Source organism: Clostridium tagluense, from assembly GCF_003865095.1.
Classification (GTDB): domain Bacteria; phylum Bacillota; class Clostridia; order Clostridiales; family Clostridiaceae; genus Clostridium_AD; species Clostridium_AD tagluense.
Window position 1 is genome coordinate 139,533 of record NZ_BHYK01000006.1, and the last position, 17,181, is coordinate 156,713.

At 31.3% G+C, this 17,181-nt stretch carries 14 protein-coding genes; 4 read left to right on the forward strand and 10 right to left on the reverse strand.

The features are described from left to right. Window positions 1-23: 23 nt before the first annotated feature. The 10 genes from Ctaglu_RS07260 to Ctaglu_RS07305 form a co-directional block, all read right to left on the reverse strand. Complete coding sequence (locus Ctaglu_RS07260) at window positions 24-275, reverse strand: hypothetical protein (RefSeq protein ID WP_124999569.1); 252 nt, start codon at window positions 273-275, stop codon at window positions 24-26. Window positions 276-378: 103 nt separating this feature from the next. Then, window positions 379-759: a hypothetical protein gene (locus Ctaglu_RS07265; RefSeq protein WP_373861665.1), complete on the reverse strand. Its 381-nt coding sequence runs from the start codon at window positions 757-759 to the stop codon at window positions 379-381. 338 nt (window positions 760-1,097) lie between these two features. Further along, window positions 1,098-1,721 carry a ribosome biogenesis GTP-binding protein YihA/YsxC gene (gene yihA, locus Ctaglu_RS07270; RefSeq protein WP_124999571.1) on the reverse strand — a complete coding sequence of 208 codons (624 nt, stop codon included), beginning with the start codon at window positions 1,719-1,721 and terminating at the stop codon, window positions 1,098-1,100. Beyond that, window positions 1,702-4,044: an endopeptidase La gene (gene lon / locus Ctaglu_RS07275; protein ID WP_124999573.1), complete on the reverse strand. Its 2,343-nt coding sequence runs from the start codon at window positions 4,042-4,044 to the stop codon at window positions 1,702-1,704. Before lon ends, yihA begins: the two co-directional genes overlap by 20 nt. A 318-nt stretch (window positions 4,045-4,362) precedes the next feature. Next, window positions 4,363-6,045 carry an ATP-dependent protease LonB gene (lonB, locus tag Ctaglu_RS07280; protein ID WP_233439708.1) on the reverse strand — a complete coding sequence of 561 codons (1,683 nt, stop codon included), beginning with the start codon at window positions 6,043-6,045 and terminating at the stop codon, window positions 4,363-4,365. Between the two features lie 210 nt (window positions 6,046-6,255). After that, window positions 6,256-7,548 carry an ATP-dependent Clp protease ATP-binding subunit ClpX gene (clpX, locus tag Ctaglu_RS07285; protein ID WP_124999575.1) on the reverse strand — a complete coding sequence of 431 codons (1,293 nt, stop codon included), beginning with the start codon at window positions 7,546-7,548 and terminating at the stop codon, window positions 6,256-6,258. Window positions 7,549-7,567: 19 nt separating this feature from the next. Continuing rightward, a complete protein-coding gene (gene clpP / locus Ctaglu_RS07290; protein WP_124999577.1) occupies window positions 7,568-8,152 on the reverse strand; it encodes an ATP-dependent Clp endopeptidase proteolytic subunit ClpP in 585 nt (194 codons plus the stop codon). A 153-nt stretch (window positions 8,153-8,305) separates the two neighbouring features. Further along, window positions 8,306-9,598 (reverse strand): trigger factor, encoded by a 1,293-nt coding sequence (gene tig, locus Ctaglu_RS07295; protein ID WP_124999579.1) that lies wholly within the window; start codon window positions 9,596-9,598, stop codon window positions 8,306-8,308. A 244-nt stretch (window positions 9,599-9,842) separates the two neighbouring features. Continuing rightward, complete coding sequence (locus Ctaglu_RS07300) at window positions 9,843-10,643, reverse strand: sugar phosphate isomerase/epimerase family protein (RefSeq protein ID WP_124999581.1); 801 nt, start codon at window positions 10,641-10,643, stop codon at window positions 9,843-9,845. Between the two features lie 16 nt (window positions 10,644-10,659). Continuing rightward, a complete protein-coding gene (locus tag Ctaglu_RS07305) occupies window positions 10,660-11,502 on the reverse strand; it encodes a hypothetical protein (RefSeq protein WP_124999583.1) in 843 nt (280 codons plus the stop codon). A 619-nt stretch (window positions 11,503-12,121) separates the two neighbouring features. Between Ctaglu_RS07305 and pflB the strand changes: the two genes are divergently transcribed. The 4 genes from pflB (at window position 12,122) to Ctaglu_RS07325 (ending at window position 16,933) form a co-directional block, all read left to right on the forward strand. Next, entirely contained in the window at window positions 12,122-14,350 is a 2,229-nt protein-coding gene (gene pflB / locus Ctaglu_RS07310) for a formate C-acetyltransferase (protein WP_124999586.1), read from the forward strand. A 136-nt stretch (window positions 14,351-14,486) separates the two neighbouring features. Continuing rightward, window positions 14,487-15,212: a pyruvate formate-lyase-activating protein gene (gene pflA, locus Ctaglu_RS07315; RefSeq protein ID WP_124999588.1), complete on the forward strand. Its 726-nt coding sequence runs from the start codon at window positions 14,487-14,489 to the stop codon at window positions 15,210-15,212. Between the two features lie 600 nt (window positions 15,213-15,812). After that, a complete protein-coding gene (locus tag Ctaglu_RS26155; RefSeq protein WP_267901261.1) occupies window positions 15,813-16,067 on the forward strand; it encodes a CD3324 family protein in 255 nt (84 codons plus the stop codon). A 191-nt stretch (window positions 16,068-16,258) separates the two neighbouring features. Then, a complete protein-coding gene (locus tag Ctaglu_RS07325) occupies window positions 16,259-16,933 on the forward strand; it encodes a hypothetical protein (RefSeq protein WP_233439710.1) in 675 nt (224 codons plus the stop codon). Window positions 16,934-17,181 lie beyond the last annotated feature (248 nt).

Consider the following 17,181-nt stretch of genomic DNA (forward strand, 5'->3'; position numbering starts at 1 on the left):
TAAGCTCTCCCTGATTTCTGAAACTAGCAACCACATGATTTGCTACAAGCATTAACTGCAGCTACTGGGCGTCTACAAAAACAAAAACCTAAGAATAATAATATTAATATAAATGCGTTTTTGTTTTCAAGTAGACATGTTCTTTGAAGTATAATTAAGATTATTAAAGCACAAATTGGATTGCTACAGAGACTTTGAACTCCACATGAATTTACGGGTTGAACTCCACAGCATGAATTTACAGCTTGAACTCCACAACATCTTTTTTTTGACATATAAAACCCCCCTTTCTGGGCATGTTTCAATGTGTTACATATTTTAACTAAAGTAATCAATATTTTAATTTATCAAATGTTCACCTATTATTTTTTACCTAGTTTATTCATCACAACAGTCGTCATTATTTGAGCCGCATCCTCTGTTTTGATTGCCACATGTGCATAAAAGTATTAATATTATTATCCACCAGCAGCCATTTCCTGAACCAAATCCGCCGAATCCACCACATCCACCGTTGTTAATTGGACCACATCTACATAATTCTTTGCAGTGTTTAGGGTCGCATCCGCAAACAGTCCCACAATCTTGTCCTTGACCACCAAATCCTCCACAGAAGCATAATAGAATAATGATCAAAATTATTGAGCTTCCACCGAAGATTCCATTGTTGTTGTTGTTGTTACAACAACACTTTTTATTATGATCACATCCATTGTTTTGAGCACTCGCTAATCCACTTAGCAATCCATTCATATCCACTTTACTTCCCTCCTTATATTTACTTATTAGTTAAATAACAATTAGTAATTGTTGTCTTCCTCTGTTTATCTCTTAATTTTAAAACCATTTTTCTTTTGTTTTCTAATATATACTATTCTGATAAATATAAATTGACACTGAATTTTCAATTAAAATATAAAAAAAATAGGCCTTATCACTTTGTGCAAAAATTACTATTTTACACTCTATAATATAGGTCTATTTTATTTATCACATTATTTTTATTCTATAGTTTCAGATTCGTTAAATCATCACCTTCGCAGCTGCAATTAACGACTTCAGAAGGAATTTATATTCCCACTAAAGTTTTCTTTTTATTACAGTTTAGGATTTCCATTAGAACTAGGGGATTCTCCTTCTGAAATGTCGTTAAACATATTTCCTAAAAGCTCTTTGACACCTGTTTTTTTTAGTGATGAAATATTGATAATTTCTTCACTATCCTCTAAATTCAATGTTTCTCTAATTAACTTATTATTTTTTACAAGTTCTGCTCTATTTAACTTATCTTTTTTTGTTGCAACTATTACAACTTCATAGCCAAAATGTTTTATCCATCCGTACATTAGAAGATCATCTTTAGTTGGCTTACGTCTACAATCCACGAGTAATGCTACTTTTTGGAGCTGAGGTCTTCGGACTAAATAATCCTCCATCATTTTTCCCCATTTAGCTTGTTCAGTTTTTGATACTTTTGCATATCCATAACCTGGTAAATCAACAAAATAAAAACTATCGTTTATTAAAAAAAAGTTTATAAGCCTTGTTTTTCCAGGTGTACCACTAACTTTAACTAATTTACGCCTATTTGTTAAAGTATTTATTAAAGATGATTTCCCTACATTTGACCTGCCAACAAAAGCATATTCTACCATATTATCCGTAGGATATTGAGCAGGTTTTACTGCTGAAATTATGAATTCAGATTGTTTTATTTCCATTATTTATCTCTCCAATTAATGCGTTTTCAAGTACATCTTCTACTTTACTTGCAATTATAAATTTTAGTTTATCCTTAACACTCTTCGGTATTTTTTGTATATCTTTTTCATTGTCCTTTGGAATAATAATTGTATCAATGCCTGCCCTATATGCAGCTAAGGATTTTTCCTTAAGCCCTCCAATAGGTAAAACCCTTCCCGTAAGCGTAATCTCACCTGTCATTGCTACGTTATGTCTTACTTTCCTGTTAGTTAAGGCAGATACCATTGCAGTAATCATAGTTACCCCAGCAGATGGACCATCTTTAGGCACTGCACCTTCTGGTACATGAATATGAATGTCCTTATTTTTATAAAAGTCACTATCAATATTATATTTAGCTGCATTAGCTCTAATATAACTATATCCAGCTTTAGCAGATTCTTTCATAACATCGCCTAATTTACCGGTAAGTTCAAGCTTACCATTTCCCTCCATGGCACTTACCTCTACAGGCAAAGTAACACCACCCACTTCAGTCCACGCAAGTCCTGTTACGACGCCTACTCCATCTTCCATATCAGCTTTATCATAAGTATATAGTTCAATTCCTAAATACTTTTTAACGTGCGCCGTTGTAACCTCAACATTTTCTTTAGTCTTTTCTACCATTTCAGTTATTGCTTTTCTGACAACTGAAGCAATTTGTCTTTCAAGATTTCTAACCCCTGATTCCCTAGTATAATTTTCTATAATACAATTTATTGAAGAATCAGAAAAATTTATTTTACTATCTTCCATATTATGTTCTTTTAACATCTTTGGAATAAGATGTTTCTTCGCAATGTGGAACTTTTCTTCTGATGTATAACCCGATACCTCAATAATTTCCATTCTATCTAATAATGGTCTTGGAATCGTGTCTAATTTATTTGCAGTAGTTATAAACAAAATCTTTGATAAATCAAAGTCGAGTTCCAAGTAATGATCCCTGAAGGTTGCATTTTGTTCACTATCTAAAACTTCGAGTAGCGCATCTGCAGGATCGCCCTTAAAGTCACCACTCATTTTATCAATTTCATCTAATAAGAACAATGGATTTTTAGATCCTGCTTGTTTCATGGCATATATGATTCTACCTGGAATTGCTCCCACGTAAGTTTTTCTATGTCCTCTTATTTCAGCCTCATCGCGTACTCCACCTAGAGACATTCTAACAAACTTTCTGTTTAATGCATTAGCAACAGATTTTGCTATAGATGTTTTTCCAACTCCTGGTGGTCCTACCAAACAAAGTATAGGTCCTTTAAGAGTTTTGCTGATCTTTTTAACTGCTAAATATTCTATTATTCTTTCCTTAACATCCTCTAGTCCATAATGTTCTGCTGCGAAAACTTCTCTAGCCTTGTTAATATCGATGTTATCTTTAGTGAATTTATTCCAAGGCAGCTCTAAAATCCAATCTAAATATGCTCTTATTACTCCACTTTCAGCAGAATAATTCCCTGCACTTTTCAATCTATTTAGTTCATAAATTGCTTTTTCTTTTGCCTCTTTAGGAAGTTTTGCCTTATTTATCTTAATTTCATATTCTTCTATTTCTCTTTTATTCTCGTCATCTTCTCCTAATTCTTCCTGTATAGCTTTTATTTGTTCTCTTAGATAATATTCCTTTTGGACTTTGTCAATTCTACTTTTAACCTTCGTTCCAATTTTCTTTTCTATTCTTAATACTTCAACTTCATTTTTTAATATAAATAGTAGTTTTTCTAATCTTTTAATAACATCTACTGTTTCAAGCAATTTTTGTTTTGTTTCTGGTTTTAGTATTAAATATGAACTTACAATATCACAATATCTTCCTGGCTCTTTGGTCTCTTCTAAACTAAATAGCGCATCGGGAAAATTATTAACTGATAGATTTATGTATTCCTCAAAAGCTTTATCTATAATTCTAATTAACGCCTTGCATTTCTTATCATCTTCAAAATCTTCATCTTCGATAATTTCTACTTCTACCCGTACAAAAGTTTCATTATCTTTATACTCCAAAATCTTTCCTCTTTTTAATCCTTCAACTAGCACCCTAATTGTATCACCTGGTAACTTTAATATTTGCTTTATATTACAAATAGTACCAATACTATATATATCCTTTTCCTCTGGTTCTTCAATTTTTGATATCTTCTGTGAAACCAGAAAAATTTCTTGATTATTTAGCATAGCATTTTCTAATGCAAGAATAGATTTCTCTCTACCAACATCAAAATGCAACACCATATATGGAAATATATTCATACCTCTTAGTGGAATTAGCGGAAGAAGTTTTGTATTTTTATCCATTTTCTCCCTCTTTTCTAAATTAATATTATTTTATTAATATAAGGTTAGAACTTGAAATTCGAAATTTTATATTAATATATAGGAACTATAGCTATTAATTTACTATATTTTTATAGCAGCTATAATTATAGCTACACTACTATAGTATACCTATAATAAGATTAATTTTCAATACTAGAAAATTTAAAATAAATTATAAAGCGCATAAAAACAAATAACAAGTCAAATATATTATCATACTTACTTGTTATTTGTTTAAATAAAAACAGCCAATATTAAATTCTCTTCTAAAGTGTAGTTAAATCATCACCTTGATCACTAAAGTTTTAATGCTTCGGCTGCTATAACATCCACATCTGGCTCAAATGTAATTGAAATATCTTTAGGTTCCTCCTGAATCAAAGCTTCTCGAATTACCTCAGTAATATTACTTACTGGTATAATCACTATGTTTTCAATATTTTTAAAGCTATCTTGCCAATTATCTATAGGAATAATGACCCTGGTAGCACCTGCCTTTTTTGCAGCAGTAATCTTGGCATTCACTCCTCCTATAGGCTTTACATTCCCATGAATTGATATCTCTCCTGTCATCGCAACCCTGTTATCAACCGGCATACCTTTTATTGCACTGTATATTGCAGTTGCTATGCTTATACCAGCAGATGGACCATCCACCGGTGAACCACCTGGAAAATTTACATGAATATCATAATCATCGCAATCTAAATTGAAATACTTTTCCAGTACTGTAACCACATTTTCAACTGAGGATCTTGCAGTACTTTTTCTTCTGAGCTTTTTATTTGCACTGCTTATTTCTTCTTCCTCGATAATTCCTGTAATTTTAAGTATACCTTTTCGAAGCTTTATTTTTTTTGCAGAAGCTTCAATTTCCATTACAGCTCCCATATTAGCCCCATAAACTGCTAGACCGTTTACATATCCAATTTGTGGTTTATCTGATATTTTAAACTCAGACCTTGGCGAATACTGCCCATTTTCTATAACCCATTCAATATCTTCAATACTTACTTCATTTCTTTCATCATTAATAGCAATTCCACTAGCTAACTGAATTAAATTAACAGTATCCCGTCCATTACTAGAGTATTTACCTACAAGCTTTAATGCTTTTTCACAAATTTTAAGACCAATTTTATTTATTGCGTTATCCGCGATTATCTGTAATTCTTCTGGAAGTAATTGTCTGAAAAATATTTCTACGCATCTTGACCTTATTGCCGGAGTTATTTCTTCCGGACTCCTGGTAGTTGCTCCTATAAGCCTAAAGTCAGCTGGAAGCCCTCCGTCAAAGACTTCTTTTATATAAAGTGGCGTATTGGGATCTTCTCCATTATAATAAGCACTGTCTAAAAATACTTTTCTATCTTCTAAAACTTTAAGGAGTTTATTCATTTCTATAGGATGTAGCTCTCCAATTTCATCAATAAATAAAATACCTCCATGAGCTTTTGTAACTGCTCCAGGTTTTGGTTGAGGCACTCCAGCTGCTCCTAGTGGTCCAGCTCCTTGGTATATTGGATCATGAACAGATCCAATAAGTGGATCTGCTATACCTCTTTCATCAAATCTCACTGTGGTTGCATCTATTTCTATAAACTTAGAAGATTCATTAAACGGAGAACGCACTCTTTTTTTAGCGTCTTCAAGCACTAATCTAGCTGCTGCTGTTTTACCTATTCCTGGGGGACCATAAATTATGACATGTTGAGGATTAGGCCCACATATAGCTGCTTGCAGAGCCTTAATTCCTTTTTCCTGGCCTATAACATCTTCAAATTTTGTTGGTCTACTTTTCTCTGTTAGTGGTTCCGTAAGACTTATACTTTTCATTACTCTTAACTTTTCCATTTCTTTTTTGCTATCTACATTAACAGACACCTTTCCATTATGGTGACTTTTTAATGCATTAAAAACGTATATTCCAATTACTATGGTAAATAAAAGTTGTACTATCATCAGAAGTTGCATAATCATATTATTAAAAGTTTAATATTCAATTATATTAAACTAATCCTCCTTTCTGAGATTATTTAACAAGTTATAGTAAATATTCTATCATCTGATATTATGCTCAAGTTGTATTTAATATATTCTTTTTGTTCTAAATAATAATTTCCTTATTTATCAAAAAAATAAAAAAAGACAGATAAGTAATCCATCTTTTATTATATTTACATTTTATTTTTATGCTGTTTCTATACCTTTTTTACTTTTAATTTTTTTTGTTAACTTTAATTTTTCTCTTTTGCCATTTTCAGCTAAAACTAATTGTGGAGTTCTGGTTTTAATAGTTTCCTCATTAACTATTACTTTAGATACTTCTTCATTTGATGGAATATCAAACATAATTTCCTTCATTGTATCCTCTATAATAGATCTGAGTCCACGAGCTCCAGTTTTTCTTTTAATAGCTTCTTTTGCTATAGCTTTTAAAGCTTGCTCTTCAAACTCTAACTCTACGTTATCCATTTCAAACAATTTCTTATATTGTTTAATAAGCGCATTTTTAGGTTCACTAAGAATTTTAACCAATGCCTCTTCATCTAAAGCTTCAAGAGTAACTACTATAGGAAGCCTACCTACAAACTCTGGGATTAAACCAAATTTCAGTAAATCTCCTGGCATTATAGATTTTAATAGTTCTCCTACATTTTTCTCTTCTTTAGATTGTATTTCAGCTCCGAAACCAACGGAAGTAGTTCTAGTTCTTTTTTCTATGATTTTATCAAGCCCATCAAAGGCTCCTCCACAGATAAATAAAATGTTAGCTGTGTTTATCTGAATAAATTCCTGATGAGGGTGCTTTCTTCCGCCTTGTGGTGGTACTGATGCTGTAGTACCTTCTAATATTTTAAGTAATGCTTGTTGAACACCTTCACCAGATACATCCCTAGTTATAGAAGGATTTTCTGATTTCCTAGCAATCTTATCTATTTCATCTATATAGATAATACCTTTTTCTGCTTTTTCTACATCATAGTCAGCATTTTGTATTAATTTAAGCAAGATGTTTTCCACATCTTCTCCTACATACCCTGCTTCAGTAAGTGTAGTTGCATCTGCTATAGCAAAAGGTACATTTAAATATTTCGCCAAGGTTTGCGCAAGTAGTGTTTTCCCACAGCCTGTAGGTCCAAGTAATAATATATTACTTTTCTGAAGTTCAACATCACTTTCATTAATATTTGAATTTATTCTTTTGTAATGATTGTATACTGCCACAGCCAAGGATTTTTTAGCGGTATCTTGACCAACTACATAATCATCTATATATTTTTTTATTTCTGCAGGTTTTGGCAATGTACCTAAATCTAGTTCCACATCTCCCTGGAATTCATCTACAATTATTTCAGAACATAATTCTATACATTCATCGCAGATATATACTCCCGGCCCTGCAATTAATCTTCTAACTTGGTCTTGGGTTTTACCACAGAAAGAACATTTAAGTTGTTTTTTTTCATCATACTTTGGCATATCTTCACCTCAATTAATGTTATTTCCTTTTAGTTATAACTTCATCTATTAATCCATACTCCATGGCTTCTTGTGAACTCATAAAGTAATCTCTTTCAACATCATGTTGAATTTTCTCCAATGTTTGGCCAGTTCTTTCACTCAATATCTTATTTAACGTATCTTTAGTTCTCATAATTCGTTTTGCATGGATATCAATATCCGTTGCTTGACCTTGAAATCCTCCTAAAGGCTGATGTATCAAAATCTCACTATTAGGCAATGCAAATCTTTTTCCCTTTTCTCCAGCTGCTAGTAAGAACGCTCCCATGGATGCTGCCATACCAGTACATATAGTTGAAACTTGTGGCTTTATCAATTGCATTGTGTCAAAAATAGCCATGCCTGATGTAATTGATCCACCTGGACTATTTATATATAAATAAATGTCTTTATCAGGGTCTTCTGATTCCAAATACAATAACTGAGCAACAATTAAACTAGCTGTTACATCATTTACTTCTTCTCCTAGAAAAATTATTCTTTCTTTTAATAATCTTGAATAAATATCATAGGATCTTTCTCCCCTATTTGTTTGTTCAACAACCATTGGCACCAAACTCATATAATTCCCTCCTCTTGTCTAATAATAGAACTACTTCGACCGGTAATCTACTTGTAATTCTATCCTAAATAATTGATTTTTAACCATATAATTTTGTCCTATATTTAAAATTAATTGCCAGAAAAATATCTGGCAATTAATTTTTAAAGTATATTATGCAATAACTTTAGCGCTATCAACTAACATTTTTATAACTTTTTCATTTACAACATCAATTTTCAGATATTGTTTTTGTGCTTTTAAAATTAAATCTGCTGTTTTATCTATATCTTTTTCTCCATATTGAGCAGCAACTTGTTTTGCTTTTGCAAGCATTTCTTCTTCAGTTGCTTCAACTTTTTCTATTTTTGCTATCTCTGTTATTATTAAATCTGTTTTAACTCTTTTTTCTGCTGCTTCTTTCATGAATTCTCTAACTTTTTCTTCTGTGTTATTAGTATACTGATAATATTGTTCAAGCTCTAAACCTTGATATTTTAATTTGGTTTCTAAATCTTTGAGCATAACATCAGTTTCTCTTTTTATCATAACTTCTGGAATGTCCATTGGAACATTAGAGCAAACTGCATCTATTACAGCTTCTTCAAATTCTTTTACTTCTCTATCTTTACTTGATTTTTCAAGGTTTGCTTTAATATCATTTCTTAATTCCTCTAAAGTATCAAATTCTGATACGTCTTTAGCGAATTCATCATCAATAGCTGGTAATTCTTTTTTCTTCATGCTTTTAACAGTTACGTTAAAAGTTGCAAGTTTTCCATTTAAGTCTTCTCTTCCATATGCTTCTGGGAAATTAACTTTAACTTCTTTACTTTCTCCTGCTTTTAGTTCAACTAATTGTTGTTCAAAAGTATCAATAAATGATCCTGAACCAATTTCAAGTTCAAAGTCTTTTCCTTCTCCACCTTCAAAAGCTACCTCATCAATAAATCCTTTAAAGTCTATAACAGCTATATCGCCCATTGCAACAGTGCCATCAACCTTCTCTTCGATTCTAGCATTTTTTTCTTGCATACCTTTTAGTTGGTTTTCAATTTCATCATCTGTTACATTATATTCAGTTTTCTTAGCTTCAAGTCCTTTGTACTCTCCAAGTTTAACTTCTGGAATTACTGCTACAGAAGCAGTGTATACAAAATCTTTTCCTTCGCCTATTTCAATAATATCAATTTTAGGATAATCCAATGGACTTATATCATACTCTTTTAAAGCCTCTGGATATGTATCATCGCAACAGAAATTTATAGCGTCTTCAAAGAAAACACCTTCACCATACATTTTCTTTATTATAGACATTGGTGCTTTACCTTTTCTAAATCCAGGTATGTTTATAGTTTTTGAGTTTTTTGCAGAAGATTTTTTCAAAGATTCATTAAACCTTTTTGCTTCCACTGTTATTTCTAATTTAACAATATTTTTTTCTAATTTTTCCATTTTAACTATCATTATATTACTCCTCCTAATCACCACAAATGCTTGTTAACCTTAACATTATAACATAACTTTTAAGGTCTTTACAAATATTATTAAGCATCTACATTTATATAGTCTAATATTACTGATTATAACTAAATTCTTTATAATTTACAACACAATTTTAGTAATGTTATAATCTATTAACATTTTAAATACCACAATAAGTCAAATATTCTATATATTGTGCTCTTAAAATTGCATGGCTAATAATTGTTTACTCTCCGAAACTATAGTTAAAGCTTTCATAAATACTTTTTTTTGCCTTTGTAAGTTGTTCATAATTTGAATAATTGTTTTTGTAAACTTCAATAATCCCTTTTCCACTATATCCTACGCTTTTAAGCTTACTTGCTATATCTTTATAATCTAAATTTCCTTCTCCTGGTAAAAGACAAGATGAATTCTCATCTCTATCATTAATATGAAGGTTCACTATCTTATTACCCATAAGATTTATATATTTTTCAAGAGGTATATTAGTTCTATAAGCTTGTTTTAAATCCAAAGTAAAATATATTGGATATTTACATTTTTCAGATAAAAGCGTTAAAAAATTCAAATCAGAAGACATACACCAAGATACATTTTCCTGCGCCAATTTAATATCTGACTCCATTGCAATATAAGATAGTTCATTATATATATCTATTACAAATTCAGTGTCTAGTTCATTAAAATTCACATAACGCATACCATGAAAAGTATAGCAACTTGCGCCTAAAACCTTTGCTGCCTTGCAAACATTTTTAAAATGCTTTAACATATCCGTTCTTCGTCTATCATATTTATCAAAAAGATAGGGTTCAAAAGAGCTTGAAAATGCATGAACTGAATTTACGTTGAATTCATAGAATTCCTTTTTTTCTAAAAGTACCTTCACAAACTCCTGTGAGTACTCACTCAATGTATTTAGAAATATTTCACCATGATCAAATCCTAATTCTTTCATCTTCACTATACTGTTTTCTGTATGTAAATCAGGATAAAAGCAAGCTGACGATAACCCTATATCCATAATTAACCTCTTCCCCCTATTCTATTGTTTCTCCAGTGGAAGTTACATATACCACATTACCATCTATAAGTGTAGTAAGCCCCTTAGGAGTGATGTTTTTGAAAGTTATATGCATACCAGATGCTGTTTTTACCTGGGTATGAAGATTACTTTTCAGATTCACCTTCCATATATATTGTACTGCGCTTTCATTTATCCAAGGTAATTCACTAACATATGCAATGTTATCTTCATCAATGAACTTAGGTGTAATGGACCAAAGATAGTTTGTATGGGTTTTAAATAGTTCCTCCTTTGAAAACATTTGCCCCTTGCTGGATTGATGTGTTTTTTTTGTAATGTTTTTACTCACCTTGTTTATATCAACATATAAAAGGTCTTGATTGTTTGTACTCTGTATAACTATCGCTTTCTTACTTGGACTTATATCATATGAAATATTTTTATCATTTATTATCCCTTTTATGGTCTTCTCTGCAGCCTTAACACTAACTTCAACACTGATTTTTTGCCCATCAGATAGTGCTACAACAAACACTTCATTTTTCAAAGTTGCTTCTACTTTTAAAGCTTTTTTCGCTTGAACTGCTTTACTTTTTTCAGAATCTGATTGTGGTTTAGCAACCTGTGGTGTTTTTTTCACTTGTACGTCACTACTGCGTTTGTCTTTGGATTTATTTAATAAGATGCTATTTATACCATTTTTCATACTTATCCCACTATTTTTTAGTACATCAAAATCTGTAATCAAAAATATAGTTAAACCTATTATAGGGACAATAATCAATAGTGCTATTTTCCTTTTTCTTTTTTTTACTTCTTTCTTATAATCCTTGCTAAACATGCTAGGTTTGCTCATATTTTTAACCCTCCATTCTAAATATACATTATATCAATACATTACTTATTATAACGCATTATAATTGAAAAGAATATTAATTTTTCTAGATTTATTCTGTGTTTCAAAGCGACAAATCTTTCTTTAAAATTCTAATGTGAGAATTACGCTAAAACTAAAATCATATAAATCATTGTATCCTTAACCAATTTACATATTTGCCTGTTTAAAACAATATAATATTCTATTGTTTCGCATTAAAACCATTCTGTTTCATTATTTATTTTCAATACTATTAACTGTTAAACCCTTATATTTAAACACTTTTAAAATTATTATAATATTCTAAATTTTAAAACTTTTATATAACCACTTGAACTGTTTCACTTTTAATATTACAATATATTATATTGACAAGTTAAATTTTAAATAACATTTATAACTGTTATTTATTTTGTGAATCTTATGTAACTTTTACTTTTATGTATTAACAAATACAACAAAATATTGTATAATATCTTAAACAGTATTAATTGTCAATTAATACTTATTATTTGATTTATTTACTGGTTTGGTTTTATACTTTAAGAATTATTATAGAAAATAATCTGAAATCAATTTATTATAGGGAGGAAAAAAAATGTTTAAACAATGGAATGGTTTCAAAGGTGATGAATGGAAGAATAAAATTGATGTAAGTGACTTTATTCAAAAGAATTACACTTTATATGAAGGTGATGATAGTTTTTTAGTAGGAAAAACAGCTAAGACTAATAAAGTTTGGGATAAAGCTTATTCACTTATTTTAAAAGAGATTAAGCAAGGTATTATAGATGTAGAAACTAATGAAATTTCAGGAATAGACAATTTTGCTCCTGGATATATAGATAAAGAAAATGAAGTAATTGTTGGATTCCAAACAGATGCTCCACTAAAAAGAATAGTAAACCCATTTGGTGGCTTTAGAATGGTAGAACAATCACTAGAAGAATATGGTTTTAAATTAAATAAGGATATAGAAAATTTCTTCCCTAAATATAGAAAAACTCATAACGAAGGAGTTTTTGATGCATACTCTCCTGCTACAAAAGTTGCAAGAAATGTAGGACTCCTAACTGGACTTCCAGATGCATATGGTCGCGGAAGGATAATAGGAGACTATAGAAGAGTAGCTCTTTATGGAATAGATTTTTTAATAGAAGAAAAGAAAAAAGATTTAACGAAGTTAACAGGACTTGCTACTGATTCACTAATAAGACATAGAGAAGAAGTAAGTATGCAAATAAGAGCACTTGCTGCCATAAAAAGCATGGCTTCAAAATATGGAGTTGATATTTCAAAACCAGCTACCACAGCAGTAGAAGCTACTCAAGCAGTTTATTTTGGATATCTTGCAGGAATAAAAGAAAACAACGGTGCTGCAATGTCTCTTGGAAGAACAACTACTTTCTTAGACATTTATATGCAAAGAGACTTAGCAGCAGGCATATTAACTGAGGATGGAGCACAAGAGATTGTTGATCAATTCGTAATTAAACTTAGAATGGCAAGACACCTTAGAACACCTGAATACAATGAATTATTTGGTGGAGATCCAAATTGGGTAACAGAATCAATAGGCGGTGTGGCAATTAACGGAAAAGCAATGGTAACAAAGACTTCCTTTAGATTCCTTCATACATTAACAAATTTAGGATCGGCGCCAGAACCAAACATGACTGTGCTTTGGTCAGAAAAATTACCAGAACCTTTCAAAAAATATTGTGCTAAAATGTCTATTGAAACAGATGCACTTCAATATGAAAATGATGATGTTATGAGACCAATATATGGAGAAGACTATGGAATAGCTTGCTGCGTTTCTGCTATGGAAATTGGTAAGAGAATGCAATTTTTTGGAGCTCGCGCAAACCTAGCTAAATCATTATTACTATCACTTAACGGTGGAATGGACGAATTAAAAGGTAAGCTTGTAATACCTGGAATTGAAAAAACAACTGATGAGATTCTTGATTACAAAACAGTTAGAGCAATGTATTCAAAAGTTTTAGCCTATGTTGCAGAGATGTATGTAGATACAATGAATACTATACATTATATGCACGATAAGTACGCTTATGAAGCTGGTCAATTATCCCTTCATGATACCGACCTAAAATACTTCATGGCATTCGGTGTAGCAGGACTTTCAGTTGCAGCTGACTCCTTAAGTGCTATAAAATTTGCCAAGGTATCTCCAATAAGAAATGAAAATGGAATAACAATTGACTTTAAAATAGAAGGAGATTTCCCTAAATACGGAAATGACGATGACAGAGTTGATGATTTAGCTGTTAATCTTATTAAAGAATTTAGTGATGAGCTTAAAAAGCACCCAGCTTACAAGAACGCTGAGCATACACTATCTGCACTTACTATTACCTCTAATGTTGTTTATGGTAAAAAGACAGGAGCAACTCCTGACGGAAGAAAACAAGGTATACCACTTGCTCCAGGAGCAAACCCAACACAATGCCACGATGAAAATGGGGCGCTAGCATCATTAAATTCAGTTGCTAAGATTCCTTATAGAAAATATTGCCAAGATGGAGTTTCAAATACTTTTTCAATAGTACCAGCCGCACTTGGGATAGATGAAGATACAAGAATAAATAATCTAGTTTTCCTTTTAGATGGCTATTTTGGACAAAGTGCGCACCATTTAAATGTAAATGTCTTAAATAGAGACGTTTTAATTGATGCTATGGAAAATCCAGACAAATATCCAACATTAACAGTAAGAGTATCAGGATATGCAGTTCATTTCAATAGATTATCAAAAGAACAACAGCTTGAAGTTATTAGCAGAACTTTCCATGAAAAAATATAATTAGTTTTTTATATAATATGAGAGATGCTTATTCCTATAAGCATCTCTCGACTTATATAAAAAAACTAATTATAAATTTCATTTTATGTTATTTAAAAATTGAATTTTTATACACTAGTGCGGAGGAGGAATATATATGGTAAAAGGTAACATCCATTCTATAGAAAGTATGGGACTAGTTGATGGTCCTGGAATAAGAGTAGTGGTTTTTTTTCAAGGTTGTAAATTGCGATGCGCCTACTGCCATAACCCAGATACATGGAGTCTCAGTGGTGGCACAGAAATGACACCCAGCGAAATTGTTCAAAAAATTGTTAGGTTCAAGCCATATTTTGATCGTTCTTCTGGCGGAGTTACTTTCTCTGGCGGTGATCCATTAATGCAACCTGAATTTCTTCTCCAGTGTTTAAAATTATGTAAACAAAATGGCATTCATACTACTCTAGATACCTCTGGTTTTGGCAATGGTGACTATGCTGATATATTAGAATATACAGATTTAGTGCTTTTAGATATAAAACAGACAACTAGTAAGGGCTACGTTAATCTAACCGGTAGAGATACAGGAGATATTAATTTATTTTTGGAAGCTTTAAGAAAGTCAAAATCTAGGGTTTGGGTAAGACATGTTGTTGTACCAGGAATTACAGATTCAGTGGAACATATAACTAAAATTGCTAAAATAATCAGTGAAGAAGTTCCTAATTTAGATAAAGTCGAACTCCTTGCCTATCATGTTCTAGGAGTAAGTAAATACGAAGCTCTATCAATTCCTTATAAATTAAAAGGTGTAGAGCCCATGGATAAAGATAAAACTAAGGAACTTCAAATATTAATAAATAATTTACTAAACCTGAAATAATATTTAGTGCAATCATTATCCCTTTTTTCTTATAGAATGCTATAACAAAAGTATATATTGCTAAAATGCTTTCACTTCGCCAAGTAATTCTAAAATTTATTTTATTTTCAGCTGCTAAAAAATGCAAACTCGCTTACGCTCAAACATGCATTTTTCTTTACGCACCTGCAAATAAAATAAATTTTGAATTACTAAGGCTTGTTCAAATGCATTCTACGCAATATATACTTTTGTTAGCATTCTATAAGAAAAAAGAGGTCTTTGATACTTACAAAGGTATATCAGCAATTTTCAGATAGTCTATTCCCTTATACTTGAAATTTATGTTATTATTAGTATGTAAATAAACCATAGTTTAGCAAATACTTGTAATTTATAGTTAGCTAAATGCAGTTTTGATGATAATATGGTAAGTTAATATTAAGTTATGTTTTGAAAAGGGGGTACTAGAATGGCTGAAACATTTGGTTTTTTATATATTATGCTCCATGCGAAGTCTGCTTAATGAGCATTGACGATACCTTGCATGGAGTATAATAGAATTATTTATAATCGTCGATATTCATTCTAATTTAAAACAGACTTTGCATCCTTAATAATATTAAAGCTTGTGATTTATTACCAAAATCTCTTTTAGAAGAAATTCAAAAGTATGCTGAAGGCTGTATTGTATACATCCCTAATAAAGCTGGCAATCGCAGATCCTGGGGCGATATGACCGGTACCAAAAGTGAACTATTAAACAGAAATATCCATATTAAAATAGACTTCAAGGATGGTATTCTCATTGACAAATTATCCGAAAAGTACAATCTCTCAGTAGAATCCATTAAAAAAATTATCTACTCTCGCTGAAGACATACCCCTGCTATAGTAATATGGCAAGGGTATGTCTTACATTCTTATAAAAAATTCTCGGTATATACATTTACACTTTATTTTTGTAAAATAAACATTATGCAGAAGTTGAAAAACTTGGAAATGAAGATTATAATCAAAAACCATTAATAAACGTTCTACAAAAATGCGAGGAAGGGGTGAATATTTTGAGTATTTCTTTTAGATATTATACAGATGAAGATTTTTTAAAATTAGAAAAACTTATTTTAGCAAGTTACTCATTTGGAAATCCGCCATGGGGATTAAGCCATCATGAGTTTTCTCGTGGAGTTCATAGTGCATGGGCAAATGTAAAAGATAATTGGAGACATACCGTTGGGATATGGGAAGAAGATGGCAATATTATTTCAGCAGTTATATGCGAAGGTGTATGGAACGCAGACGCATTTTTCCTTTTTGAATCTTTAGAACGTCAAAGAGACAGCGAACTACTTGAAAGAATGTTTCATCATGCAGAAACACATTTGTCCTGTTTTACAAGGGGTACAAAAGACTACGAAAATAAGACCAGTCATTTACATATAGTGATCCCACCAGAATATGCTTTGGTAAGAAATATAGTGAAAGAGAGAGGGTATGAGCTATCACAGAATGTGGAAGGATCACTGATACTTCCATTTTCGGGAAAAAAATTTGATGTTGTGCTTCCAGCGGGATATACCCTAGCTGATGGAAATCAAACGCCAGACTTTTTCCTTTCCAATTCGCATATGTTTTCCTTTAACTATACACTTCCAACAGCGGAAACGGTTGAAATAGGATTTCATGATTTAAGCAACTCAATAATTCATGATCATAATGTCCTTTTAAAAATAATATGAGATAGGTAATTTATCCGAAGTGACTTGCAATACGAAACGCAGAAACTATTGAAATTCCATTTACAAATTCTTCATTTGCGAATATAAAATTCTCGTAAGCCTGCCAGGACGGCAGGCTAGCGAACCTGAGCCAGGATGGCGAATGTGAGTGTTAGAGAATTTTATATTCGCAAATGATTAGAATTTGTAAATGGAATTTCTAGTTTTAAGTTCGTTTGCAAGGCACGCAGGAGAAATTTCCTATCTTT